The sequence below is a fragment of the Pseudomonas migulae genome (assembly GCF_024169315.1).
Taxonomy (GTDB): Bacteria; Pseudomonadota; Gammaproteobacteria; order Pseudomonadales; family Pseudomonadaceae; genus Aquipseudomonas; species Aquipseudomonas migulae_B.
The window spans coordinates 5,842,415-5,867,336 of record NZ_JALJWR010000001.1 but is presented as its reverse complement, the minus strand read 5'-3'; the positions used below and the strand labels follow the sequence as shown (position 1 = coordinate 5,867,336).

General features: G+C 57.9%; 28 protein-coding genes and 1 tRNA gene. 17 read left to right on the top strand and 12 right to left on the bottom strand.

Annotated features, from left to right (window positions below):
* A complete protein-coding gene (locus J2Y86_RS26975; RefSeq protein ID WP_253438726.1) occupies window positions 1-915 on the bottom strand; it encodes a GPO family capsid scaffolding protein in 915 nt (304 codons plus the stop codon).
* 162 nt (window positions 916-1,077) lie between these two features.
* Here J2Y86_RS26975 and J2Y86_RS26970 point away from each other — a divergent pair, with 162 nt between their 5' ends.
* The 3 genes from J2Y86_RS26970 (at window position 1,078) to J2Y86_RS26960 (ending at window position 4,254) form a co-directional block, all read left to right on the top strand.
* Window positions 1,078-3,141 (top strand): terminase large subunit domain-containing protein, encoded by a 2,064-nt coding sequence (locus J2Y86_RS26970; RefSeq protein ID WP_253438723.1) that lies wholly within the window; start codon window positions 1,078-1,080, stop codon window positions 3,139-3,141.
* Entirely contained in the window at window positions 3,053-3,931 is an 879-nt protein-coding gene (locus tag J2Y86_RS26965; protein ID WP_253440451.1) for a phage portal protein, read from the top strand. Before J2Y86_RS26970 ends, J2Y86_RS26965 begins: the two co-directional genes overlap by 89 nt.
* A gap of 65 nt (window positions 3,932-3,996) precedes the next feature.
* Window positions 3,997-4,254 (top strand): ogr/Delta-like zinc finger family protein, encoded by a 258-nt coding sequence (locus J2Y86_RS26960; protein WP_253438720.1) that lies wholly within the window; start codon window positions 3,997-3,999, stop codon window positions 4,252-4,254.
* 334 nt (window positions 4,255-4,588) lie between these two features.
* On the opposite strand, the gene J2Y86_RS26955 is transcribed toward J2Y86_RS26960, so the two are convergent.
* A complete protein-coding gene (locus J2Y86_RS26955) occupies window positions 4,589-4,939 on the bottom strand; it encodes a helix-turn-helix domain-containing protein (protein WP_301308799.1) in 351 nt (116 codons plus the stop codon).
* 84 nt (window positions 4,940-5,023) lie between these two features.
* Between J2Y86_RS26955 and J2Y86_RS26950 the strand changes: the two genes are divergently transcribed.
* The gene (locus tag J2Y86_RS26950) at window positions 5,024-5,236 is read left to right on the top strand and encodes a DNA-binding protein (protein ID WP_253438711.1); all 213 of its coding nucleotides are present in this window, start codon (window positions 5,024-5,026) and stop codon (window positions 5,234-5,236) included.
* A gap of 29 nt (window positions 5,237-5,265) precedes the next feature.
* Window positions 5,266-5,742 carry a YmfL family putative regulatory protein gene (locus J2Y86_RS26945; RefSeq protein WP_253438707.1) on the top strand — a complete coding sequence of 159 codons (477 nt, stop codon included), beginning with the start codon at window positions 5,266-5,268 and terminating at the stop codon, window positions 5,740-5,742.
* A 13-nt stretch (window positions 5,743-5,755) separates the two neighbouring features.
* Here J2Y86_RS26945 and J2Y86_RS26940 read toward each other — a convergent pair whose 3' ends face one another.
* Window positions 5,756-5,974, bottom strand: a complete 219-nt coding sequence (locus J2Y86_RS26940; RefSeq protein WP_253438704.1) for a hypothetical protein — start codon at window positions 5,972-5,974, stop codon at window positions 5,756-5,758.
* On the opposite strand from J2Y86_RS26940, the gene J2Y86_RS26935 reads away from it, so the two are divergent.
* The 8 genes from J2Y86_RS26935 (at window position 5,973) to J2Y86_RS26900 (ending at window position 12,328) form a co-directional block, all read left to right on the top strand.
* On the top strand, window positions 5,973-6,164 hold the full coding sequence (locus J2Y86_RS26935; protein WP_253438700.1) for a hypothetical protein: 192 nt from the start codon (window positions 5,973-5,975) through the stop codon (window positions 6,162-6,164). The genes J2Y86_RS26940 and J2Y86_RS26935 overlap by 2 nt on opposite strands.
* A gap of 16 nt (window positions 6,165-6,180) precedes the next feature.
* Window positions 6,181-6,546, top strand: a complete 366-nt coding sequence (locus tag J2Y86_RS26930; protein WP_253438696.1) for a hypothetical protein — start codon at window positions 6,181-6,183, stop codon at window positions 6,544-6,546.
* 73 nt (window positions 6,547-6,619) lie between these two features.
* Complete coding sequence (locus J2Y86_RS26925) at window positions 6,620-6,871, top strand: hypothetical protein (RefSeq protein WP_154912321.1); 252 nt, start codon at window positions 6,620-6,622, stop codon at window positions 6,869-6,871.
* The gene (locus J2Y86_RS26920; RefSeq protein ID WP_253438693.1) at window positions 6,868-9,663 is read left to right on the top strand and encodes a toprim domain-containing protein; all 2,796 of its coding nucleotides are present in this window, start codon (window positions 6,868-6,870) and stop codon (window positions 9,661-9,663) included. The genes J2Y86_RS26925 and J2Y86_RS26920 overlap by 4 nt, the downstream gene beginning before the upstream one ends.
* 15 nt (window positions 9,664-9,678) lie before the next feature.
* On the top strand, window positions 9,679-9,972 hold the full coding sequence (locus J2Y86_RS26915; protein WP_253438690.1) for a hypothetical protein: 294 nt from the start codon (window positions 9,679-9,681) through the stop codon (window positions 9,970-9,972).
* Between the two features lie 64 nt (window positions 9,973-10,036).
* Window positions 10,037-10,285 carry a hypothetical protein gene (locus tag J2Y86_RS26910; protein ID WP_253438687.1) on the top strand — a complete coding sequence of 83 codons (249 nt, stop codon included), beginning with the start codon at window positions 10,037-10,039 and terminating at the stop codon, window positions 10,283-10,285.
* Window positions 10,286-10,554: 269 nt separating this feature from the next.
* Window positions 10,555-11,718, top strand: a complete 1,164-nt coding sequence (locus tag J2Y86_RS26905) for an Arm DNA-binding domain-containing protein (RefSeq protein WP_253440448.1) — start codon at window positions 10,555-10,557, stop codon at window positions 11,716-11,718.
* Between the two features lie 139 nt (window positions 11,719-11,857).
* Window positions 11,858-12,328: a hypothetical protein gene (locus tag J2Y86_RS26900; RefSeq protein ID WP_253438684.1), complete on the top strand. Its 471-nt coding sequence runs from the start codon at window positions 11,858-11,860 to the stop codon at window positions 12,326-12,328.
* A gap of 89 nt (window positions 12,329-12,417) precedes the next feature.
* On the opposite strand, the gene J2Y86_RS26895 is transcribed toward J2Y86_RS26900, so the two are convergent.
* From J2Y86_RS26895 to J2Y86_RS26880, 4 genes are all read right to left on the bottom strand, one after another.
* Window positions 12,418-12,624: a hypothetical protein gene (locus J2Y86_RS26895; RefSeq protein WP_253438681.1), complete on the bottom strand. Its 207-nt coding sequence runs from the start codon at window positions 12,622-12,624 to the stop codon at window positions 12,418-12,420.
* Between the two features lie 138 nt (window positions 12,625-12,762).
* Window positions 12,763-13,662: a hypothetical protein gene (locus J2Y86_RS26890; protein WP_253438678.1), complete on the bottom strand. Its 900-nt coding sequence runs from the start codon at window positions 13,660-13,662 to the stop codon at window positions 12,763-12,765.
* A gap of 25 nt (window positions 13,663-13,687) precedes the next feature.
* Window positions 13,688-13,906, bottom strand: coding sequence for a hypothetical protein (locus J2Y86_RS26885; protein ID WP_253438675.1), 219 nt, complete (start codon window positions 13,904-13,906; stop codon window positions 13,688-13,690).
* A 225-nt stretch (window positions 13,907-14,131) separates the two neighbouring features.
* Window positions 14,132-14,221, bottom strand: a tRNA-Ser gene (locus tag J2Y86_RS26880).
* A 307-nt stretch (window positions 14,222-14,528) separates the two neighbouring features.
* On the opposite strand from J2Y86_RS26880, the gene J2Y86_RS26875 reads away from it, so the two are divergent.
* From J2Y86_RS26875 to J2Y86_RS26865, 3 genes are all read left to right on the top strand, one after another.
* Entirely contained in the window at window positions 14,529-15,218 is a 690-nt protein-coding gene (locus J2Y86_RS26875) for a crotonase/enoyl-CoA hydratase family protein (RefSeq protein ID WP_253438672.1), read from the top strand.
* A 213-nt stretch (window positions 15,219-15,431) separates the two neighbouring features.
* On the top strand, window positions 15,432-16,154 hold the full coding sequence (locus J2Y86_RS26870; RefSeq protein ID WP_253438669.1) for a lysophospholipid acyltransferase family protein: 723 nt from the start codon (window positions 15,432-15,434) through the stop codon (window positions 16,152-16,154).
* 148 nt (window positions 16,155-16,302) lie between these two features.
* Window positions 16,303-17,274, top strand: coding sequence for a magnesium and cobalt transport protein CorA (locus J2Y86_RS26865; RefSeq protein WP_253438666.1), 972 nt, complete (start codon window positions 16,303-16,305; stop codon window positions 17,272-17,274).
* 98 nt (window positions 17,275-17,372) lie between these two features.
* On the opposite strand, the gene J2Y86_RS26860 is transcribed toward J2Y86_RS26865, so the two are convergent.
* The 3 genes from J2Y86_RS26860 to J2Y86_RS26850 all read right to left on the bottom strand — a co-directional run bounded on the left by J2Y86_RS26860 (window position 17,373) and on the right by J2Y86_RS26850 (window position 21,567).
* Window positions 17,373-18,095, bottom strand: a complete 723-nt coding sequence (locus J2Y86_RS26860; RefSeq protein WP_253438663.1) for an amidotransferase — start codon at window positions 18,093-18,095, stop codon at window positions 17,373-17,375.
* Window positions 18,096-18,190: 95 nt separating this feature from the next.
* Window positions 18,191-20,335: a 3-hydroxyacyl-CoA dehydrogenase NAD-binding domain-containing protein gene (locus J2Y86_RS26855; RefSeq protein WP_253438660.1), complete on the bottom strand. Its 2,145-nt coding sequence runs from the start codon at window positions 20,333-20,335 to the stop codon at window positions 18,191-18,193.
* A 26-nt stretch (window positions 20,336-20,361) separates the two neighbouring features.
* Window positions 20,362-21,567: an acetyl-CoA C-acetyltransferase gene (locus J2Y86_RS26850; RefSeq protein WP_253438657.1), complete on the bottom strand. Its 1,206-nt coding sequence runs from the start codon at window positions 21,565-21,567 to the stop codon at window positions 20,362-20,364.
* 608 nt (window positions 21,568-22,175) lie between these two features.
* Between J2Y86_RS26850 and J2Y86_RS26845 the strand changes: the two genes are divergently transcribed.
* On the top strand, window positions 22,176-22,988 hold the full coding sequence (locus tag J2Y86_RS26845; RefSeq protein WP_253438654.1) for a c-type cytochrome: 813 nt from the start codon (window positions 22,176-22,178) through the stop codon (window positions 22,986-22,988).
* Window positions 22,989-23,157: 169 nt separating this feature from the next.
* Here the strand turns inward: J2Y86_RS26845 and J2Y86_RS26840 are convergent, their stop codons facing one another.
* Both J2Y86_RS26840 and J2Y86_RS26835 read right to left on the bottom strand, forming a co-directional pair.
* A complete protein-coding gene (locus J2Y86_RS26840; RefSeq protein WP_253438620.1) occupies window positions 23,158-23,967 on the bottom strand; it encodes a transglutaminase family protein in 810 nt (269 codons plus the stop codon).
* The gene (locus tag J2Y86_RS26835; RefSeq protein ID WP_095945245.1) at window positions 23,964-24,914 is read right to left on the bottom strand and encodes an alpha-E domain-containing protein; all 951 of its coding nucleotides are present in this window, start codon (window positions 24,912-24,914) and stop codon (window positions 23,964-23,966) included. The genes J2Y86_RS26840 and J2Y86_RS26835 overlap by 4 nt, the downstream gene beginning before the upstream one ends.
* Window positions 24,915-24,922: the final 8 nt, after the last annotated feature.

Genomic DNA, 24,922 nt, shown 5'->3' with positions numbered 1-24,922 from the left:
TCACAGCACCCGCTTTTTGATGTCGGCTGGCCCGGTGGAACGCGGCAGCTGACGACCTTGGGGAGTGTTCAGCAACGTAGCGAACTGCTTTTCCAGCTTCGCCATGCTGGCCAACACGGCTTTGTTGCCAGTGTTTTGGCGACTGAGGTTTTTTTCTTCCTCGGCGGTGGCCACGATGTCGTCCACGGCGGATTGAACGTCATCAATCGGCTGCTGCTCGGGCTCAGGTGCTGACTCGGCAAAACTGTCGACCAGAGCCTGCAGACCAGCAGTCACGATCAACTGCTGCTCGATCAGGGCCTGAATCGCCTTGGCTGTAGCTTCATCCATTGGGGGTTTGCTCTCGGTTGGGGTTTGCGGGGATGCGGGGGTTTCTTCGATGCCGAAGCGCTTGAGCAACCCCGAAAACAAGGCGACAAACTTGTTCAGCTCGCCTTGCGGCTGTTCGTCACGTAGTGGGCCAAGCTCATGAGAGGCGGCGAAATACGCGGCCTTGCTGGTCTTCTTCGAGAAGTAGAGTTCTTGAGTGCCCAGGCTGGCGGGTTCATCGGTCACCGCCAGGCCGGTCAGATAGGCTTTACCGGTGTTCGCGAAGTTGGGGGTGATCTCGATGCTGGTGAACAGCTTTTCGCCTTGGTCGTTGAGCCACAGCAATTTGTCGTTCGGTTTCAACTGGGCCTCGAGGGCGATCTGCCCCGGGGCCAGGTCGTCGCCCTCTTCCACCAGGCGCACCGCAAAGACGGTGCCATGGGAGCCGTACCAGCGTTCGTGCTCGCACCAGATCACCGCCGTGTAAAGGGCGGCTTTGTAGGTCTCAGCGATATCACGCAGTTCCTGGGGAAGGATCTCGCGGCCATCTACGGTCGGGCCGCTGGTGGCGACACGTTTCCAGAACGAAACAAGGGAACGGGGCATGGGCGATAACTGCGCTCAATCGGTGATTTGAGCCGCCAAGATATGGAGCCGATCGCCCTCTAACAAACGGTTAACTTTTGCGTTGGTCCTATTTCTCCGATCTAGGTGGAACGCGGATTTTAACCTCGCGTTTCCTGCGTTTTCGCCGCATAGACTGCGGCAATGCCATACGCCCCCGAACTTAAAGAAGCCGCCAAACGCCTCTATTTACGCCGCTGCAAGCCGCGTGAAATTCAGGCGCAACTGTCCTTGCCCAACATCCGGATCGTTTACTACTGGATCCGCCAGGGTGAATGGGACGACATGCTGTCGGACGAAGAACCGCTGACCGCCGTCGGCCGGCGAATCACCCTCCTCCTGGACAAAGCCACGTCGCTGACGAAGGCCGACCTGGACGAGCTCGACCGGTTGACCACCGTTCGCGAACGGTTGCTGAAGCAATCGGTGAAACCGGCGCCAGCGCCGATCGGAGAGCCGCCGGCGGACGATGGCCATCGCCGAGACAATCAACGCAATGACCGTCGGGACCGAGGCGATCGCGGCGACAAGGGCGGGAAGAAACGCGAGAAGAAAGCCAAAAACGAAGTCGGCGAGCTGACGGAAGTCGACTTCCTCGACAAGTTCATCAGCAAGATGTACGGCTATCAGAAGGAGCTGTTTGCCGCCAAACAGAACCCGCTGACGGCGCGGATCCGCAACATCCTGAAAAGCCGCCAGGTAGGCCTGACCTACTACTTCGCCGGCGAAGCGTTCATGGACGCCGTGCTCACCGGTGATAACCAGATATTTCTGTCCGCCAGCCGCGCCCAGTCGGAGATTTTCCGCAGCTACATCGTGTCGTTCGCTCAGGAGTGGTTCGGCCTCGAGCTGACCGGTAACCCGATCGTGCTGAGCAAGAACGGCAAGCCATGGGCCGAACTGCGCTTTCTCAGCACCAACAGCAGCACCGCTCAGGGCCACCATGGCCACGTCTACGTTGACGAATATTTCTGGATCCGCGACTTCGAGAAACTGAACACCGTCGCCAGTGCCATGGCCACCCACAAGAAGTGGCGCAAAACCTACTTTTCCACGCCGAGCGCGGTGTCGCACCAGGCGTACCCGTTCTGGACCGGCGAGAAATTCCGCAACAGCAAACGCAAAAACGCCAAGGATCCGTGGCCCAGCGAAGCCCAAGCCGCGGCTGGCACGCTGTGTCCGGACGGGCAATGGCGCAAGGTCATCACCATCCTCGACGCCATTGCCGGCGGCTGCAATCTGTTCGACCTCGAGCAGCTGCAGCTGGAGTACGACGAGGACAAATTTCAGCAGCTGTTCATGTGCAAGTTCATCGACAGCACTCAAAGCGCCTTCTCCCTGGTCGACCTTGAGCGTTGTTACTCCGACCTGTCGCTGTGGACCGAATACGACCCGGACGACCCACGCCCCTTCGGCAACAGCCCGGTGTGGATCGGCTACGACCCGAGCCGCACCCGCGACGATGCCAGCTGCGTGGTCATCGCCCCGCCGCTCGAGGACGGCGGCAAGTTCCGGATCCTGGAGAAACACAGCTGGCGGGGGCAATCGTTCAAGTACCAGGCCGAGCAGGTCAAGAAACTCACCGAGCGCTTCAACGTCCAGCACATCGGCATCGATACCACCGGCATCGGTTACGGCGTGTTCGACCTGGTGCGCGATTTCTACCCGCGTGCAACCTCGATCCACTACAGCCTCGAAACCAAAAACACCCTGGTGCTCAAGGCACAGGACACGATTCAGGGCAGCCGAATCGAGTGGGATGCCGGCTGGAACGACATCGCTCAGGCGTTCCTGACGATCAAGCGTGGCACCACCGGCGGTGGCCAGGTCACCTACAGCGCTTCGCGCACCGATGCCTCCGGTCACGCCGATATCGCCTGGGCAATCATGCACGCCCTGGCCCACGAACCACTCAACACCAACAAACAGCGGCGCAGCCGCTACACACTCAGCGGACCAAGCACCCATGGGCAAACCAGCAAAAAACCAACCGCAAAAACCAGCACCAGGTCCGATGCGGGCATTTTCATTCGGTGCGCCGGAACAGGTCCTGACCGAGAACATCGGGCATTACCTGGGCGTATTCGCCACTCACGACGGCAAGACCTACACGCCGCCGGTGTCGCGCCAAGGCTTGGCCAAGTTGCTGCGCGCCAACGCTCACCACGGCGCCATTCCGGGGTTCAAGCGCAATCTGTTGCTGCGTGAGTTCATCGCCTCCGAGGGCTGTTCAGTTCAGACCATGAGCCGCGCCGGTTTGGATTTCATGGTGTTCGGCGAAGCGTACTTTTTGCGCAACCGAAACGCTTTCGGCCAGGTGCTGCAAATGGATCATCTGCCGACGATCAACATGCGGGTCAGGGTTGGTGGTGGGTTTGTAATGCTGTTGCCGGACGGCAAAGAGGTGGAATTCGAAGAGCATGAAGTCGAGCACGTCATGAACTACGACGTGGAGCAAAATATTTACGGCGTGCCCGACTACCTGGGCGGCATGCAGGCGCTGTTACTCAATGAGGCCGCTACCCTATTCCGCCGTCGCTATTACAGCAACGGCGCGCACGCCGGTTACATCTTCTACACCAACGACCCGAACCTGACCGAGGAAGACGAAGAGTCCCTGCGCGATCAGATCAGCGCGAGCAAGGGTGTGGGTAACTTCCGTTCGATGTTCGTGAATATCCCGGGCGGCGCCGAAAAGGCGATTCAGATCATCCCCGTGGGGGATTTCCAAGCCAAGGACGAACTGGAGAAGGTCAAGAACATCACCCGCAACGACGTGATCGCCGCCTGGCGTATGAACCCCGCGCTGGCCGGCATCATCCCGGAAAACAGCGCCGGCTTTGGCGACATTGAAAAGATCGATCGCGTGTACACCAGCAACGAGATCCGGCCGATCTGTCAGTTGTTCAATCAGCTGAATGAAACGCTACGCGAAGATAGGCGATTCACCTGGAGGAAGCAAGATGAAGCAGTTGATTCCACTACATCAAGTGCATAGCTAAGAGATTACCACTACATATTGTGGCAGTATAGTGGCGATTGGTTGCCCTGGGGAGGGACACAATGCGAGTTGAATGCAAGTGCGGACACAAGGGGCGGATCGCTTCTAGAGAGAAGCTGTCCACGGATTTCGCAAAGCTTTATTGCCAGTGCCTGGACGCGAAGTGCGGACACACATGGGTGGCGAATTTGACGTTTTCACACACGGTGAGCCCGTCGGCTCAGTCATTTGAAAGGATGTTGTTCGACCGATTGAGAGATATGCCCAGGGCAAAGCAGCGAGAGCTGTTTGAGCAGCTTGGGTCGCAGGCGGTGGCGTGATGTGCAAACCGCCGACTCGGTATGGTCGGCGATCGGTTACAGGGTTATCAGCTTCCGACAGTTTCTTCTGGATTGGACGCCAATAGCTCTGACATTCGTCGCAGTTGAAGTTGCTCCTGCTCACTCAACAGGCGGTACAGACGTATAAGCCGACGTTCAATTTTGGTCAGGCTGAGCCATTCGAATTCCGGGATTCCAACGTAGACTCCGTCGTTTTTCGTTCGATCCAACATGCTTACTACTCCATAAAGTGCATTGCTGAATCGACGTTATCGGGGCGGAAATTGGCTTTAGAACGGGGGCGCGACGAATGTCGTACATGCTTTGTTACGGGTTAATTCCTTTGGCGAGCGGCATCGTCCGCCATGGCTTGCAAGAAACGACGGATCGCCTCCTGATCGAATGCAGTGATGCTTCTGTACTGCTTAACCAGCCGATCTTCTACTTCGGAAAGCGAGTCCTGGGTAAGGGTCGTTCGAACGCCGTTGAGAATGTAGGGGATATCAAAACCGATCTGACTCGCCGCTTTGCTCAGGTAGGACGCCGTCGCGTCGCTGGTTCCCGCCTCATAGTTTGCTTGCGTCCGCTTAGCAATTCCGAGCGCATCAGCAACCTGATTCTGCGTCATGCCATATCGCTTCCGCTCTTCTTGCAGCCGAGAACCTATATCTTCAGAAAGATGCAAAATTATTCATCCGGGTTATTTACAAATGCACCGAAGTGCATCATTGTGCATTCCACACCACATGAAACTGCACGGAATTGCACTATGCCCAACACATGCATCACTGAGCAAGCCCGCAAACAAGCACGTGAAGCCCTGGAGAAGCGCGGTCAATCCGCGAAAGACTTTGCTGAATTGCATGATCTGAACCCCAGCACCGTGTACGCGGTGCTGAGTGGCCAGAGCCGTTGTCGCCGTGGGGAGGCACATCGCGCCGCCGTGTTACTCGGCATCAAAGACGGCGTGATTGAAGAGTAATGGCACTGGGCCATGGGAGAAAACAGAACATGAAGAGCTCAGTTCTAAAGACTCGGCGTCAGGCAGTCAGCGCAGTGATCTGCGCCTACCCAGGCGGACGCGAATGTGCGGCCGCTCGCATCGGTCTGTCACTTAAGAAGTTTGATAACCGCGCCTACGAAAACAATAACAGCAGCCCGTTGACCGACGCGCAGATCTATCAACTCGAGCTCGAGGCAGGTACCACTTTCTTACCCGAGTATATCGCCGCGATGTACGGCGGAATGTTCGTGCCCGTAGCTGAGCCCGATTCACTGGACAATGTCGAGATGTATGCCCGGTGTGTCCAGGCTGCAGCAAAAAAGGGCACGGTCGACCACCTCATCGCCGAGGCGTTGAACGACGGAACCATTAACGAAGCCGAGGCCGAAGCGATTCTGCACGCTGACTCCCTGCATCTGGCGGCCAGACATGCCGAAGTGCTCGCTGTCATTCAGTTGCACAGCAGAGCGAAGGTTGGGAGCTAGTCATGGGGAGTTTTCAACCTTTACCGAGTCGCGCCTTTATCTCTTTCAAGGCCGTAGCAACGTCGTCCACTGCAAAGCGGATGTCTTCTGCCTTCACTGCTAATCCCGGCACTTCGCTTGTTGCGGACATCTTCGTGGTTTCTCGTCCCTGCATGATCTTTACCAGCGCGTCATATCGGTCCTGCAGGCGGACCATCAATCCTTCAACATCTTTTTTTGAGTGAATCGCCATGAACAATTTCCTTGATAAAGACCTGGATTATTTAAGTGCACTGCTGGTGATCGCCCAGCAACGGTTGGACACACTAAAACAAACCGTCTCCAGCGCCAACGAGACTGCCTCTGCGTCGGACATCCGGATTGCCATTGGCGATGCAATCACACCATTGAACATTGCCTACGAAGCGGCAGAGACACTCTAAGCACCCGAGGTTTCCAATGATTGATTTACCGGCAGTACAGGAATACCAGGACGTGCTCAAAGCCGCCGCGCTTGTTTTCCTCGAGCGTCACCACTGCGAACACCTGGGCGACGATCAACAGTTGTTCGAGCGCGCCGTGCAGCACCTGGTCAGTGACTATGACGTGCTCACACGGACCGCTGAAAAACTGGTGCATTTGGCCTGCAGCGATATGACCGCCGTTCGCGATCGGCAGCGCCTGGACATCGTCAGCAGCACGTCGACACACACCGTCATCATCGACCCGGCCACCGGTAACGCCTGGGCCGTCCCGGTCAGCCTAATCTACGAACGCATTCTCAACGCACCAGACAACGGTCGTTTCCGCGTAGCCGCACCGTAACCCCCAACCAAAAAACCCGCCTGCCCCACCCCCGTGGGTATGGGTGAGCTGCGCCCGAAATTGAGGTTAGACGATGGAAAACGCCCTGAACATCAACGCAAAGCTGCCGCCGGATCAAGCTCAGGCGCTCTTGGCCAACCTGCGTGAACAGTACCGTCTCAGCCTCAATGACCTTTGGTACGCAGACCAATACCGCCTGATTCCCGAAGGCCTGCGCCACGGATCGATCCTCACCAACGATCCAGTGATGGCCGCTCGCAAACACCTGATCGGCGCTCTCTCCGGCGCCCTGACCCAAAGCCTCAAAACAGTGAAAAAACCATGAGAGACGATCTGCGTCACGACGTCCTGCAACGCCTCCAGTCCGACTACGGCTTGAAACACCGTACCGGCACGGACTACATGCGCGGTGGCACCTGCCCCAAATGCAGGAAGAAAGAGCTGTACTCACGATTCGATACGCCGTGGATGATCATCTGCGGTCGACCGGAAAAGTGCGGCCATACCCTGCATGTGAAAGAACTCTACGACGATCTGTTTGAGGACTGGAGCAAGCGCGCCCCGGCAACCGATCAACACCCTACCGCGACTGCACGCGCCTACCTGGAGTTTGCCCGAGGCTTTCGCCTTGAGTTGATTCAAGGGTGGTTCACCCAAGAAACGTTTTATTCGGCCGAGTTTAATGCCGGCAGCGCCACCGTACGCTTCGCCTTGGAAAAAGGCGGCTGGTGGGAACGCCTGATCGACCAGCCACACCGCTTCGGGAAAATGAAGGCCCGGTTCAAGCCAGGTGAAAGCTATCGCGGCGTGTGGTGGTGCCCGCCGTGCGTGGACCTGCTCGAGGTCAAAGAAATCTGGATTGTGGAAGGCATCTTTGACGCAATCGCGCTGGTGCACAACGATCGCGCCGCCGTGTCAGCCATGTCCTCCAATGCGTTCCCCGAGGAATCGTTGCGGGCACTTGCACGCAGTCGAGAGGGCAATCTACCAAAGCTCGTCTGGGCTCTTGATAACGAACCCGGTGCCCATGTGTACACCAAGCGCTGGGTGCGCCAGGCACGTGCCTTGGGCTTTGTCTGCGAAGCCGCGCAGATCCCTCTGCGTGACGGCCGCAAGACTGACTGGAACGACCTGCATCAACGCTGGGGATTCATCGACGACGAAAGCCAGCGAACCGATCAGATCGCGGCGGATCTCAAGCAAGCCCGCCACCAGGGCGCATTGCTGCTGGCTGAGAGCGCAGCCGAAAAGGCGCTGCTGATGTACGACTGGAACAAGCGCGGTGAATTTCACCTGGGCTTCGGCAGCCGTCTCTACTGGTTCAAGCTGGACATGGAGAAATTCAACCGGGCGATGCAGGACATCGAGGACAGCGAGAATCACGACGACCAACTGCTCAACCAGTCGCAACAGCGCGAAAAAGCCCTGCAGCAATCCGGCAGTGTGGTGGAGATCGCCAACTGCTACCCGCAAGCCTTGTATTTCCAACGCAACGAAGTCACGGATGAGTCCTGGTACTACCTGCGCGTCGACTTTCCGCACGACTCCGAAAGCGTAAAAAACACCTTCACCAGCGGCCAGCTGTCGGCCGCGAGCGAATTCAAAAAGCGGCTGTTGGGGATGGCGGCCGGTGCGATGTTTACCGGCAGTGGCCAGCAGCTCGACAAGCTGATGAAAGACCAACTGTTCGGCATCAAGACCGTTTCGACGATCGACTACGTGGGCTACAGCAAGGAGTACGCCTGCTACGTCTATGGTGACATCGCGATCAAGGACGGCATCACCTACAAGGTCAACAGCGAAGACTATTTTGAGTTCGGCAAGCTGCGCCTGAAAACGCTGCAGAAGGGTGTGCCGATCAAACTGCAGCGCGAAGCCAAGGGTTTTGACGAAAAGTGGGTGCAATTGCTGTGGACCTGCTTCGGGGCCCAGGGCTTAGTCGCCCTGGTGTTCTTCTTCGGCTCGCTGTTCTGTGAGCAGATCCGCGCCCGCTACCAGTCCTTCCCTTTCCTGGAAGCGACCGGTGAAGCCGGCGCCGGCAAAACCACCCTGCTGAACCTGTTGTGGAAACTGCTCGGCCGCGAAGGCTATGAAGGCTTCGACCCGATGAAGTCCACCAAGGCAGGGCGTTCTCGCCTGATGGGTCAGGTCTCCGGCATGCCGGTGGTGTTCCTGGAAGCCGATCGCCACGGCGATGATCGGGCTCACGCTAAAACCTTTGAATGGGACGAGCTGAAAGACTTCTACGGTGGCGGCACCCTCGCCACAAAGGGCGTGAAGACTGCTGGTAACGAAACCTACGAGCCGCCCTTTAGGGGAACGATCGCGATCAGCCAGAACGCGGCCGTGGTCGCGCATGAAGCAATCATGACGCGCATCGTAAAACTGCATTTTGTGCGCCCGACCGTGACGCCGGAAAGCCGCGCTGCAGCGGATCAACTCAATGCCTTGGATGGCGGCACCCTCAGCCACTTCCTGTTGCGTGCCGTGGGCAAAGAGTCCGCGGTGCTCGAGCTGTTCGCCCAGCGCATGCCCGAACACGAAGCAAAGCTGCGCCGTTTGCACACCAATTGTTTCGCCTGCAGCACCACCTATGCCAGCGACCTGGGCAACTGCAGCAGCTGCGGTTATGACCTGCGCGGTTACATCCGTGTTGAGCGCATCAGCAAGAACCACGCTCAATTGCTTTCGCTGCTGGACGGCCTGCGCCTGGTGCTGAAACTGAGCGATCCGCAGGTCGCCGCCACCCAGCGCCAGATCGTGCGAATGGCCATCGAGCGCCAGGCCTCGATCAGTTCCGACCATGCGGCCGTGGCCGAGTTTTGGGAGGTCTACGACTACCTCGAATCATTGAGCGAAGACCCGGTGGTTGACCACAGCAGCGACCCCACCGTGATCGCGATCAACCTCAACGAATTCTGCGAGCGCGCCGCCGAACACAAACAGAAGCTGGCCGACGTGGCCACCTTGCGCGACCTGCTCAAAGAGTCCCGGTCCCGCAAGTTTCTGGACAGCAACAAGGCCGTGCACAGCGCCGTGCGTGCCGCCTTCAACCACCGCAATCCCTGCTCACAACCCCGGCCGACCACCGTCAAGTGCTGGACATTCAAGGCGTAAAGGAGAGCAAGACCGATGCAAATCCAAGTGTTTATGGGCAGTGCCGGCGACGGCCAAACCAGCAAGCTGCAGTCAGTGCTAGACCGTCTGGACTTCGCAGGGCAAAGCGCGCCGATCGTCCAGGCCGGTGCTTATGGGGAGGATGGCTTGCTGCAGATCCTGGAAGTCCGGGCAGCCGGTGGCCAGCGCGAAATCCTGGTAGACGACTGCAGCCGGCAACAGATCTTGAGGGTACTGGAGTGGCAATCATGTCATGAACATGAGCCGGAATTTGACGGCCTGGTGATCCACCTGGCCCGTAAAGACTGATCAAAATGAAACAGTGCCGAGGAGTTGCAGCTCCCCGACACCCACCACAACAGAGGGCTATAGCATGCAAGCACAGAACCTAAGCAGCAGCGACACGAAGGCTACCATACCGGCTCGGCACCTGGTGGTCACCGCGATCATCGGCGCGGCCGTCATCGGCTACCTGGTGCACAAAACCCCCGAGTCAAGAACCCGTCTCGAAAGCCTCAGTGAGATGGCCCGCACCCTGGGTGAACTGAGTGAAAGGGATGCTGCCGTGGTCAGCCTATTGCTCGACGCCCCCGCCACACGGGGTGAATCACGCCATGTCTGATCGCCCTGCATTCACGCGCGTACGGCGCTTTCCCTGGAACATTGATCACACCAGCGTTTGCGACCAGTGCGGCAAATGGCGCGCCCAGGGCAACCACCGCACCTGCAGCCGGCGCCGCCAGCGGCAGAATGCCCATCTGCGCGACCACAAGCCCAAGCCATAAGCCACGTCCACCAGAAGACATGCTTCCCAATACTTGGCCCGGAAACGGGCCTTTTTGTTTCCGATCGTCAGACTGTCGATACACCAGCACAGCGTTAGGGGTTTACATGAGTGGGGTCGAAGCTCGCGGTAATTCCGTGAGAATCTATTTTCAACACAATGGGGAAAAGTGCCGGGAAACCATCCCGGGAGGCAACACAGCGGCCACCGTGGCCCAGGCCAGGCGCGTGATTGATATCATCGAATACGAGATCCAGACCGGCACATTTGATTACGCACGGCACTTCCCCAACTCGGCCAAGCTGGTCGAAAACACCTTTGGCCACTACCTGGACCTGTGGCTCAAGATCAAGGCCAACAGCGTCGCGGCCTCAAGCTATCGAGGCTACGCCAATAAGGCAGAAGTCCATGTGCGGCCGCGCTGGGGCAAAGTCCAAATCAACCAGATCGATCACCTGGACCTGCAGGAATGGATTCAGGGCACCCTGTCCAAAACCCTCAAGAACAAGACCATCCGCGACATCATCAGCAACGTGCGGCAGGTGTTCCGGTTGTATCGCACCCGAATGAAAGTGGCGCACGACCCCACCGAGGGCTTGATGGTGCGCCTGCCCGATCCGGAGGCGCCGGACCCGTTCACCCGGGCAGAGATCAAACAGATCCTCGAGACGCCCACCAGCCGCACGCAAGAGTTGTTGATGATTCAGTTCATGTTATGGGCGGGGCCTCGCGTCTCGGAGACGATCGCCCTGGCCTGGGAGGATGTCGACTTGGAGCAAGGCACGGTGACGTTTCGTCGGTCAAAGGTGCGCGGGGCTTATCGGGTGACGAAAACCCGGCGATCGACGCGCAAGGTTCGCCTACTTGCTCCAGCCTGGGATGCGTTGCAGAAGATCGATGCGCTGAATCGAAAAAAGAAGGCGGAAACCGTTGATATCGTTGAGCGGGATAACAAGACCGTACGGCAACACAAATTGCACTTTGTCTTCCTGAATACGAAAAGCGGCTTGCCGCACGTCAGCGACTTCGTGGTTCGGGATAGATTCTTCAAGGCTCATTTGCTCGCGGCCGGGGTTCGCTATCGCGGGCCTGGTCAGTGCCGGCACACGTACGCCAGTCAGTTGCTGACAACAGGGATAGCTTCGATCGACTGGATCGCCGAACAAATGGGTCATACCAACGGGAACATGATCCGTCAGCATTACGGAACGTGGATCAATGAGGACGGGCCGGATGTCGTTGGGATGCTGCAGTTAGCATTAAAGCTTTGACCGTTGCTTTTAAGAAGCGTCATCGCCTCTGAGCTGAATCAGTGACCACTTACGGCGCCAATCAAACCCCGTCTCCGTCTGGTAGAGAATTAGATTCGACCGGTACACTGCGCCTTCACGCCAGTAAGGTGGTTTTGCGATGGAAGAAGTTATGGCAATGGGGTTAGGTGACAAGCTAAACCTAATTGGACTTGCCTGTGCTGTGGCGGGTGGATTAGTAGCAATAGTGGGCACGATATTGATGTATATCGGTGCTGGCATGGCAGGGGAAAGCGTATTTCAAACCCTCAGAAAAACTCAATTAGTTGCTGAGCAGTCGACTGTGAAGCAAGAAGAACAGTGGACACCAACTCAGCGAATGGTGTTAGACGCGTTCGCTCCCCCAACTGCAACGCATATTTCTCTCGCTTACCGTATGCACTCCGCAGACACACGAGTGCCATTAATGATGAGGATTTCGACTAGGGATGGGGAAGGATTGCTTGCCTTCGCATCAGGCGAGATGGGGGAAGTAGAACTGATGCTGGATGGAGGCGAAGCTTTTGTTAGCGTTTCTCATCCGTCCATTCAATGGACTGTTAGCGCGATGGGGTGGACGGACTCGATTTAGGTATTTCAGTACCGAGGAAAAAGGCTCCTACACCAGATCAGGTGTAGGGGCCTTTTTTACATAAAAGGCGTTACTCGTAACGCGGCGGCCTACTCTTCCACCGGCTGCAAGGTCGTAGCCTTGGCGATCACCACCTCGATCCCGTGCGCTGCCTGCTTCTCTCCCTGCCCCAGGATGTACAGCATACCCTCGCCGGTGCCCGTCGCCGCCAACAGCTCCCAGCCCTCGCCCAACAACCTGTTGGCGGCGTGATCGTTGTCGACGCTCTTCACGACCTTAATGTGTTCGAAACTCATGGGTAATGCTCCTTGTGTGGGGCTGGCCAGCGTAGCGCACTGGCTATGCCGGAGGGGTTCCTTTCTGGGGAAAATTGATCCGATTAAAAGTATAGCTTTCCCGGTTCGACCAATAGGCGTTCAATTCGAGTATTTAGATCAAGGGAGATTCACCTCGTGAATCTCAACTCTTCCATCTTCACCCTCGAAAATTATCGTGGCCCGCGTATCTTCACTAATAGTTAAAAATGGAACGAAGGTGTCGTCCACTGCTAAGTCAGTTCTAAAATAGCGACACGTAATTTGCGAATCGCTTTTAAGCCTTAATTCGGAAGGTGGAAATCCGTGCTTTGATTGTCGATTGAAGTGATCGGTAGCAGCTTTATCGCAAGCTTTTATCAGCGTATTCGGCAACTCATTTCCGGTGTCGGAACTGGCATAAATCAGTGAGAAGCCTTCCGGCAAAAACTGAGTTTTATAGACAGGGGATGAACGACTATTGATGGCGTTGTGAAGCCCTAGTTCTGTGTCAGTGATGATCCCGACACTGAATTTATGATCTGCGCTGTACCGTTTCTGAGAATCTAATTCCTGAAGGGCAATTTCCAGAACAGCAGCGAGTTCAGGGTTACCGTAACAATCATATATTTCTAGCAGCTGGGCTGGGCCTACCGGGACTAGCCTATAGCCTTCGCTCTCTCTTTTAAGTTGAAATGCAACGAAACACGCAACCGATATCTTTACCCCGTGGAACAGTTTGCTATTGGTGTCGATGGCGAAAAAATAATCTAGCTTTGCGAGTTCAGCGAGCCCGCCGATTGAAATCGCTCCGGCAGTTGCTGCATTTTTGGTACGAATCTTTGGCCCTTTTGTCGCGGTGTCACGCTCATGGCTCACGGTCCGTGCCGCGCTCAATTCTGTGAGCTTCTTTCCTTCCCCGTCGACTATAGAGAAATGGTCTCCTTCCTGCATCAGTTTGAGAGTTCCATCATTCCGACCTTTTAGTTCAAACGATATAGCAAGGTCGGTACGCTTTCCCTGATCCCGCTTTTTACCCATATTTCATCCTCCTGATGACAATTCATTAGGACTGCCGTAGTCGCATAATCGCATCTGCAATGGCTTTTGCATTTGTATCCAGGATTTCCATGGCGCCGACTGCGTTATCTGCAACACCCTCTACGCCATTCTCTGAAAGCCAATTAGTGATCTCCTCTATCGCCGCACCTAGGGCATGCTGGTTGTGCAGGAGCAATGTCAGAGCGTCAGCAGTGGCGATTTTGCAGTTTGAATTATCTAGCATGGCAGTCGTCCTTGATCAGTGGTGCGGAAAGCCTAGTTCAAGCAGCCCTGAACCGCGTTCTGGTGCGAGCGAGGCCGTTTGAGTCCATTGGCTGAATCACCACTTTTCACGCGCCAGAACAGGGCGCCAGTCCCATGGCAGTCCCATATGGCCTTTTTTCAGACGCCAAAAACCACAAACCCCCGACTTTCTCTAGGAAAATCAGGGGTTTGCGTTTTCAGAATTTGGCGGTGAAGGAGAGATTCGAACTCTCGATACAATTTCTTGTATACACACTTTCCAGGCGTGCTCCTTAAGCCACTCGGACACTTCACCGTATCTCTTCAAACATGTTCTGTCTGTCGAGGCGCGCTAATGTAGTCGAAAGCTTTTCTGATGGCAAACTTTTTTTTGAGAATTTTCATGCGGTTAGCGATTTAGACGTTCCGCGGGTTTCGGGGTATGGCAAACCTGCCAATCTCCGGCGTCGCGCCCTCTTCTCTATATAGAAGGGAATGCACGGCAGGAGTGGCGGGCCGGGCTTGTCCAAAGGGGAAAGGGTGACTGGCGGGTCAGTCACGGCGCTTTACCTGGCCTGCGGCGGTGGGTAACGTCTGCCTACTTTCATACAAGGAATAGCGTCATGAGTGAGTTGATTTCCTACCACCTCGAAGACGGTATCGCGACCCTGACCTTGAGCAACGGCAAGGTCAATGCCATCTCTCCGGACGTGATTGCTGCGTTTAACGCTGCGCTGGATCAGGCGGTGACTGATCGTGCAGTGGTGATCATTACCGGTACGCCGGGGATTCTGTCCGGTGGTTACGACTTGAAGGTGATGACAGCCGGCCCTAAAGAAGCCGTGGCGCTGGTGACGGCCGGTTCGACCCTGGCCCGTCGCCTGCTGTCGCACCCGTTCCCGGTGATCGTTGCATGCCCGGGGCACGCGGTGGCCAAAGGTGCTTTCCTGTTGTTGTCGGCGGATTACCGCATCGGTGTCGACGGCCCGTTCAGCATTGGCCTGAACGAAGTGCAGATCGGCATGACCATGCACCACGCCGGTATCGAGATCGCGCGTGATCGCCTGCGTAAATCGGCGTTCCACCGTTCGGTCATCAATGGCGAGATGTTCAATCCGCAGAGTGCCGTGGATGCGGGCTTCCTTGACGTGGTGGTGTCCGCCGAAGAGTTGCAAGGCGCGGCACTGGCGGCGGCTCGTCAACTGAAGAAGATCAACATGACCGCGCACAAGAACACCAAGCTGAAAGTGCGCAAGGCACTGCTGGAAACGCTGGATAACGCGATCATCCTGGATCAGGAACACATGGGTTAAGCCCAAACGCGCGCCACCGAGAAGCCCGACCGTCGTGTCGGGCTTTTCATACGAACTCTGTTGAAAAGCCTACAACCGCTCTAGAACACGTCTGACCAATTAGTCGGAAACATGCGCTCAAACATCGGCTATCTCCTACCTCTATAGCGGCAATTGCCGAATACAGTGCACATCCGTACACTGCGCCACCTTTTGTCCCGGTGGGGCCTGTAAATGCTGTTCGTGTTTCGTATGTTATTGATGGGCCTGCACTTTATCCTGGCCGGTGTGCTCGGCGTGATCCTGGGTCTGTGCCGGCCGTTCAATCCGGACAACAGCCGTTTGTGCGCACGCCTGTATGCGTGGCCGGCGATGTGTATTTTGCGTTGGCGGGTGAAGGCTGAAGTCGGTCCGTTGATGGACAAGCCTGACAGCTGCGTGATCATCGCCAACCACCAGTCCAACTACGATCTGTTTGTGTTCGGCAACGTGGTGCCCCGCCGTACCGTGTGCATCGGCAAGAAGAGCCTGAAGTGGGTGCCGTTGTTCGGCCAGTTGTTTTGGTTGGCCGGCAATGTGTTGATCGACCGTGGCAATGCGCACAAGGCGCGCCAGTCCATGCTGACCACGACGCACACCTTGCAGCATGAAGACACCTCGATCTGGGTATTCCCGGAAGGCACACGCAACCTCGGTGAGGAACTGCTGCCCTTCAAGAAAGGCGCGTTCCAGATGGCGATCGCAGCCGGCGTGCCGATCGTCCCGGTGTGTGTCAGCAGTTACGTCAAGCACATGCGATTGAACCGCTGGCGCAGTGGGAAAATTCTGATCCGCTCACTGCCGGCAATTCCTACCGCCGGACTGAGCCTGGACGACATGCCCATGCTGATCGCCCAGTGCCGCGAGCAGATGCGCGATTGCATCGCCTCGATGGATCGGCAACTGCAAGCCGCGTGAAACGAAACCCGCCCTGTGCGGGTTTTCTTTTGCCTGCGAGCTTTTGCCTTCGAACTCTGCAGATTTCACTGACTCTCAAGCAGCAGACAAGGCTAAGCTGATCACTGCCTGCTCCCGCCACCTGCCAAATAAGAAGTGAACCTGAATCATGGGTAGAGTTGTTGCTGCTGCGGTTTACAGCGCTGGAAAGAAAGTCACCAATATCACCCTCGACGAAGGCGCTGCCTGGGCTGCCAAACCTGGCCACTTTGTCTGGATCGGCCTTGAAGAACCCAATGCCCTGGAACTGACGAACCTGCAACGCCAGTTCAACCTGCATGAACTGGCCATCGAAGACGCTCTGGAGAAACACAGTCGACCGAAGCTGGAAACCTTCGGTGATGCACTGTTTATCGTCACGTATTCGCCGATTCGCAACGAAGGCAAACTGGAGTTCATCGAGACGCATATCTTTGCCGGCAATGGTTACATCATTACCGCCCGCAACGGTCACTCGGCGTCCTACGCCCTTGTCCGACAGCGTTGTGAGGCGCGTCCGCTATTGCTGGAGCACGGGGAAGATTTCGTACTCTATGCCATCCTCGATTTTGTGATTGAAAACTACCAGCCCGTGGGCGAAGCGATCCATGCCGAGATCGATGAGCTGGAGCGGAACGTGCTGTGCAGCGCGCTGAATGAACATGACATCCAGAAGCTTCATGGCCTGCGCCGAGACGTATTGCGCCTGCGTCGTTATGCGGCGCCGATGGTGGAGATCGGCGAGGAACTGCAGAAACTGAATTTTCCGTTTATCGACAAGAACATGCGCCCGTATTTTCGCGATGTGCAGATTCATGTGACACGGCAGATGGAAGACCTGACAACCCTGGCGGATATTGCCAGCCAGACGATTGAAGTTGGAGTGTTGCTGGAGGCGTCACGGCAAAGCGTGGTGCAGCGCAAGTTTGCGGCGTGGGCGGCGATTCTGGCGTTCCCGACGGCGGTGGCCGGGATCTACGGGATGAACTTCCAGAACATGCCGGAGTTGACCTGGCATTACGGGTATTTCGCGGTGTTGGGGTTTATTGCGGTGGGGTGCGTGGGGTTGTGGACGAGTTTCAAGAAGTCGGGGTGGTTGTAGCCAACATCGCGGCGGCTGTGAGATTCGCGGGCAAGCCTCGCTCCTACAAGGTCACGGTATACCGGTAGGAGCGAGGCTTGCCCGCGAAGCTTTTAGCTTCAAACTGTCTGAGGCTTATGCGCCACAAACCGCATCATCCACTCCGCAACGGTAGTGCCGTGATGCTCATGCTCAAGGCTCGCCATGCCTTTCGAATAGATCTGCTCGCCCAGCACTTCCTGGCGAATATCCAGCAATGCCCGCGAATAATCGTGAATGAACTCTGGATGCCCCTGGAAGCACAGCACCTGATCGTTGATGTGGTACGCGGCAAACGGACAGAATTCGCTGGAAGCGATGACCGTGGCGTTTTCCGGAAGCGAAGTTACCTGGTCCTGGTGACTGATCAACAACGTCAGCTCTTCACGCAACGGGCTCATCCACGGCGCCTTGGCCGCCAGTTTGTAGCTGTGCGTGCCGACGCCCCAGCCTTGGGTCGCACGTTCGCTCTTGCCGCCCAGCAGCAACGCGAGCAACTGATGGCCGAAGCACACGCCCAGCAGTTTGTCGCCGCGTTCGTAACGGGTCAGCAGGTAAGCGCGGAGGGTCTCGATCCAAGGGTCGGTGCCGAAGGAGTCGGCCTTGCTGCCGGTGACGAGATAGGCGTCAAAAACCTCATCATCGCTCGGGTACTCGCCCTGCATCACGTTGTAGACGGTGAACTCGGCCGCGATGGGCTGCTGCGAAAACAGACGCTGGAACATCTGCCCGTAACCCTGATATTGATCGACCAGTTCCGGACGCAGGATGTCGGTTTCCAGAATGCAGATGCGTAACGACATAAAAAATACCTGACACGTGATGGGAATAATGCACACCTCAGAGCCTGCCTCGAAACAGGGTGACAAGGCAAGCCCCGGAGTGCGTCACCGGTCCCTTAAAACGCCTCCCCGCTGGCGGCTTTTTGCAGGAGCAACGCCGGTGGTGCGAACCGTTCGCCGTACTGTTCGGCGAGGTATTGCGCGCGGGCGACGAAGTCTTTCACACCGTACTGGTTGATGAATTGCAGTGCGCCGCCGGTCCAGGCCGCAAAACCGATACCGAAGATCGACCCGACGTTGGCGTCCGCCGTCGAGGTCAGCACGCCCTCCTCCACACAGCGCACCGTCTCGATGGCTTGCACGAACAGCAAGCGGTCTCGCACATCCTTCGGCGAAATCTGCCCGTCGGCTTTCTCGAAGCGGGTTTTCAGCTCGGGCCACAAGTGCTTCTGGCCACCGGCCGGGTATTCGTAGAAACCACCTCCGGCGGCTTTGCCCGGACGCTTGTATTCGTTAAGCAGCAAATCAATCACCGCAAAGGCCGGGTGCTCAATCAACGGTTTCCCTTCTACCTGCAGGTCTTTCGCAGTCTGCTGGCGGATATGGCTCATGAGGCTGAGGGAAACTTCGTCGGAGATCGCCAGAGGCCCGATCGGCATGCCGGCCTTGCGCGCTTCAGTCTCGATCATCGCTGCGCTGACGCCTTCGCCGAGCATGGCGATGCCTTCGTTGGTGAAAGTGCCAAATACCCGAGAGGTGAAGAAGCCGCGGCTGTCGTTGACCACAATCGGCGTTTTCTTGATTTGCAGTACGAAATCGAAACCGCGGGCGAGAGTTTCGTCGCTGGTGTGGGCGCCTTTGATGATTTCCACCAAGGGCATTTTTTCCACGGGGCTGAAGAAATGCAGGCCGATGAACTTGCTCTGGTCCGGTACGGCAGTGGCGAGTCCGGTGATGGGCAAGGTCGAGGTATTGGAGGCGATGACCGCGTCCGGGCCAACGACGTGTTGCGCGGCTGAAGAGACTTTGGCTTTCAGTTCGCGGTCTTCGAACACGGCTTCAATGATCAGGTCGCAACCGGCCAGATCGGCATCATTTTCAGTGGTTTTGATCCGCGCCAGCACCGCATCGCGCTGCTCGGCGCTTAACTGGCCGCGGGCAACTTTTTTGTCCAGCAACGCCGCCGAATGAGCCTTGCCCTTCTCCGCTGCCGCGAGGTTGATGTCCTTGAGCACCACGTCGATGCCCGCCGATGCGCTGACAAAAGCGATCCCGGCGCCCATCATCCCTGCACCCAGGACACCCACGCGACGCGTCACATAAGGTGCAAACCCTTGAGGCCGCGAGCCGCCCGCATTGATCTCGTTGAGCTGGAACCAGAACGTGCCGATCAGGTTTTTCGAGATCTGGCCGGTGGTCAGCTCGGTGAAGTAGCGGGTTTCGATCAGGTGCGCGGTATCGAAATCCACCTGCGCGCCTTCAACGGCGGCGCAAAGGATCTTCTCCGGCGCGGGCATGCAGCCCTGGGTTTTATTGCGCAGGATCGACGGCGCTATCGCCAGCATCTGCGCGACTTTTGGATTCGATGGCGTACCGCCCGGTATCTGATAGCCCTTCACATCCCAACGCTGTACAGCCGCTGGATGGGCGATGATCCAGGCCCGGGCCTTAGTCAGGAGTTCTTCGCTGTTCGCTGCCAGCTCATCGATCAAACCTGCCTGCAACGCTTGTTGCGGGCGGACCTTCTTGCCTTCAAGCAGATACGGCAAGGCTTTTTCCAGACCGAGCATGCGCACCATGCGCACCACCCCGCCGCCGCCCGGCAACAGGCCGAGGGTGACCTCCGGCAAGCCTAGCTGCACGGAGGCATTGTCCAGCGCCACGCGGTGATGGCATGCCAGGCAGATTTCCCAGCCACCACCCAGCGCCGCGCCGTTGATCGCGGCGACAACCGGTTTTCCGAGGGTTTCCAGCGTGCGTAACTGGCCCTTCAGCGTCAGCACCATGTCGTAGAATGCTTTGGCCTCAGGCTTGCCGACCTTGATCAGTTCATTCAGGTCGCCACCGGCGAAAAACGTTTTCTTGGCCGAGGTGATGATGACACCGGCGATGCTGTCTTTTTCAGCCACCAAACGGGCTACACAGGCGGCCATGGCCTCCCGGTAGACCGCGTTCATGGTGTTGGCGCTCTGGCCCGGCATGTCGATGGTCAGGACGACGATCTGATCCTGCCCTTTTTCGTAACGAATGGCTTCAGTCATGGTTCTTTTTTCCTGAAATCGGGGGCTCAGAGACGTTCGATGATGGTGGCAATGCCCATGCCGCCGCCGACACACAGCGTCGCCAGGCCATAGCGCAGACGACGGGTTTCCAGTTCATCGAGCAGCGTGCCGAGGATCGCGCAACCGGTAGCGCCGAGTGGGTGGCCCATGGCGATGGAGCCGCCGTTGACGTTGACCTTGTCCGGATCGATGCTCATGTCCTTGATGAACTTCAGCACGACAGAGGCAAACGCCTCGTTGACCTCGAACAGGTCGATGTCTTCGACCCGCAGCCCGGCCTTGGCCAGCGCCTTGCGCGTAGCCGGCGCCGGGCCGGTGAGCATGATGGTCGGGTCGGTGCTGGTAACCGCCGTGGCGACGATCCGCGCCCGTGGCTGCAAGCCCAGTGCGCGCCCCTTGGCCTCGGAGCCGATCAACATCAGCGCCGCGCCGTCGACGATCCCGGAACTGTTGCCCGGCGTGTGCACATGGTTGATTCGCTCGACGTGGCTGTAGACCCGCAGCGCGGTGGCGTCGAAGCCCATCTGCCCCATCATCTCGAAACTCGGCTTGAGCTTGCCGAGGCCTTCGAGGGTGGAGTCGGCGCGGATGAATTCATCGTGATCAAGCAGGAGGATGCCGTTCTGGTCCTGCACCGGCACCAACGACTTGTTGAACGAACCGTTGGCCCGGGCCCGCGCGGCTTTTTGCTGTGAGTGCAGCGCGTACGCATCGACGTCCTGACGGCTGAATCCTTCAAGGGTGGCGATCAGGTCGGCACCCACGCCTTGCGGCGTGAAATGGCTGTGCAGATTGGTTTCCGGGTCCAGCGCCCAGGCGCCACCGTCGCTGCCCATCGGCACCCGCGACATCGACTCGACGCCACCGACCACCACCAGCTCTTCAAAGCCGGATCGCACTTTCATCGCCCCGAGGTTCACCGCCTCCAGTCCCGACGCGCAGAAGCGGTTGATCTGCACACCCGCCACGCTGACGTCCCAATCGGCCACTTGTGTCGCGGTTTTGGCGATGTCGGCGCCTTGATCGCCGACCGGCGTCACGCAGCCCAGCACCACGTCATCGACCTGGCTGGTGTCCAGGGAAGTGCGTTGTTGCAGCGCCCTGAGCAACCCGGCCACCAGGTTCACCGGTTTGACGCTATGCAGGGCGCCATCGGCCTTGCCTTTGCCGCGGGGCGTGCGTAACGCGTCGAAAATCAAAGCTTGGGTCATGACGTCCTCGAACCTGACGGTGAAAATACTGAGCCTTCACCTTATGCCGAGCCACCGCCGATTCAATGACCGCAATGCTCACAGACGTTGACGGACACGCTCAGACGGACGGTAGTGTGCTACCGGATTAACCGTTTCAGGACACCGAGCTGTCTAGCAAAAGGCCGCCAAAGAAGCTGGCAATAGGCCTCATACCTTTTTTAAAGCAATTAGTGCGCGCTCCATACGAAAGGGATCTAAACCACGAGTGACGCGGGCCCTAAGGTGAACATATGCGAAGTTGTCGTCGGGTTTTGCCGAGGCGCTCGCCCTACAGGAAGTGCAACGCGCTGCCGTCATGGAGATATGCAGGCAGGCATCAGGAAATAACAAAAAAGGCGGTCAAGCCATGTTCAAACATTCGAAAGTACGTCAAGCCGGGCTCATTCTTTTCGCCACTACGCTGTTGTTGATTTTGCCGAACCTGACGAAGGTGATCGGCTAGTCGGTCATTAAAAATACGGCGCCAAGGTTTTTTATCGCCTCATCAAAAATGTGACTGGCTCGCTACCCGGGCCAGCGTGGGTGTGCCAACCTTCACGGCACTTCCACGACATGGCGGCGATCTTTTGAAAACGCTCATTCTGCTCGGGGCCCTGCTGTTCGGCTCGCCCCTTTATGCCGCACAGCTGAACCTTGAGCTGGGCGCGAACAGTCGTAACTGGCAGACCGAGGAATTGCTCAAGCATCCTCAGGTACAGACCCTCACGGTTACCAACGACGTTTCCTATAAACGGGACATGAGCTATCGCGCCGTGCCCCTGGCGGCGTTGTTGACCGGCATCAAGCCTGATGATCACCTGCAAGCCGTGGCGCTGGATGGTTTTGCCGCTGAACTGGCGGCCGCGCCCTTGCTCAATGCCACGGGCGCGCGGGCCTGGCTGGCGATTGAAGACCCGACCAAGCCGTGGCCTTCACTCTCCGAAGGCAAGCCGAGTGCGGGGCCGTTTTATCTGGTCTGGACAGACCCGCAGGCGGGCAACATCAGCCCTGAACAATGGCCCTTTCAAGTGGCAAGCATCAAGCGCATGGCGCCGGTGGCCGAGCGCTTCCCTGCCCTGCTGCCTGATCCGGCGTTGAAGGCGGATCATCCGGTGAATCTGGGATTTGCGCTGTTTCAGAAGAACTGTCTGGCGTGTCATCGACTCAATGGCGCCGGGGATGCGCAGTTCGGGCCGGATCTGAATATCCCGTTCAGCCCGACCGAGTATTTTGGCGCGGACTTTCTGAAGCGGTATATCCGTGATCCGCAAAGTTTGCGGCAGTGGCCGCAGGCGAAGATGCCGGGGTTTTCGGCGCAGGTGTTGCCCGATGGTGATCTGGAGATGTTGGTGGGGTATTTGAAGCATATGGCTGGGCGCAAACAGATGTCAGCCAAGTAACACGCACCTGTGGCGAGGGGATTTATCCCCGTTGGGTCGCGCAGCGGCCCCGAAACCTGCCTGAGGTAATATCTCTGACACACCGTGCTTTCTAATTTGAGGGCCGCTGCGCGGCCCAACGGGGATAAATCCCCTCGCCACAGGTAAACCACTTCTGCACGGATTTGCATTACTGCTGCTGGACCGAGATCACAGGCAGCGGCGTCGGCGAAACAAACACCTTCGCATGCATCTGCTCACACCCGCCGCCGCGACGCATCCCGCGCACCGGGCAGGCATCCAGGTAATCCAGGCCCACCGCCAGCTTCAAATGGCGCTCCGGCCGCGCCAGTTCATTGGTCACGTCAAAGCTGTACCAGGCGTCATCCAGCCAGGCTTCCGCCCACGCGTGACTGGCCAGGTGTTCGCAGTTCTCGCTGTACAGATAACCCGACACATAACGCGACGGAATGCCCAGGCTACGGGCGCAGGCGAGGAATGCGTGCGTGTGGTCCTGGCACACGCCCGAACGCCCGGCGAAGGCCTGGGCCGCGCTGGTGTCCACTTCCGTGGAGCCTGGCGTGTAGGTCATGTGCTGGTTCAGCCCATGCATCAAATCGATCAACGACGTGCGATCCCGACGCTTCTTACATTCTTTCTCGGCGAACGCACGCAAGGCTTCGTCGGCTTCTGTCAGGCGTGTGAAACGCAGGAACGGCAGCGCCGACTGGCTCTCGTGCTCGGCTTCACGCAGTTCGTCGATGTCGACCTGACCACGGGCGCCGATGATGATCGCCTCGTGCGGCTCGTCCATGGTCAGCACGTGCAGGATATTGCCGAACGGATCGAGTTGCGCGCGCACCGGGCGCGGCAGGTCGAGTTGCCAGCTGAGCACATGCTGTCGCTCGCTGTCGTGGGGTGTCAGTCGCAGGTACTGGATGCTCGCCCGCACCTGATCTTCGTAGTGATAGGTGGTCTCATGGCTAATGGAAAGTCTCATGCCGCCTCCAGGTAGGAACTGTGTATGGCGTTACCCAACTGGCGCACCAGCGGGATGAACTCGGTCAGCCAGGCGTGCAGGCCTTCGTCGAGAATTTCGGTGATGCCGGTGTAGCGCAGGCGTGCGTCCATCTCGGCGGCCAAGCGTTGCGCGGGACGGCCGTTGGCACCGGGCAGCTGGGCGAGGATCTGGTCGATTTCTTCAGTGCAGGCCCGCAGCGAACGTGGCACATCAGCACGCAACAGCAGCAGTTCGGCCACATGCCGGGCACCGGGCGCGTCGCGATAGATTTCGGTGTAGGCCTCGAACGACGACAACGCCCTTAACAAAGCGCTCCACTGGTAATAGGCGTGGGCGGTGCCGTCGCTGACCGCTTCGGCCTGATCGCCGGCCATTTCGTAGCGGGCGTCGAGCAGGCGCAAAGTGTTGTCAGCCCTTTCGATGAAAGTCCCCAGACGAATGAAACGGAACGCATCGTTACGCATGATGGTGCCGTAGGACGCGCCGCGAAACAGGTGCGAACGTTCCTTGATCCACTCGCAGAAACGGCTCATGCCGTAGCGACTCAAGCCCTGCTCGGCGATCCCGCGGATTTCCAGCCAGGTGGCGTTGATGTTTTCCCACATGTCGGCGGTGATTCGCCCACGCACCGCATGGGCGCTGGCCCGTGCGGCGCCGAGGCAGCTGTAGATGCTCGCCGGGTTGGCCGCATCCAACGCGAAGAAATGCAGCAGCCGTTCGGCATGCAGCTCGCCGTGTCGCTCCAGGTAATCGTCCAGCGTGCCGGTAATCAGCAGGGGCATGGCCAGTTCGTGCAGACCGTCACCGCGACCATCCTGCGGCATCAGCGACAGCGAATAACTGATGTCGAGCATCCGTGCGAGATTTTCCGCCCGCTCCAGGTAACGCGACATCCAATACAAATCCGAGGCAGTTCTACTTAACATGGCAGGCT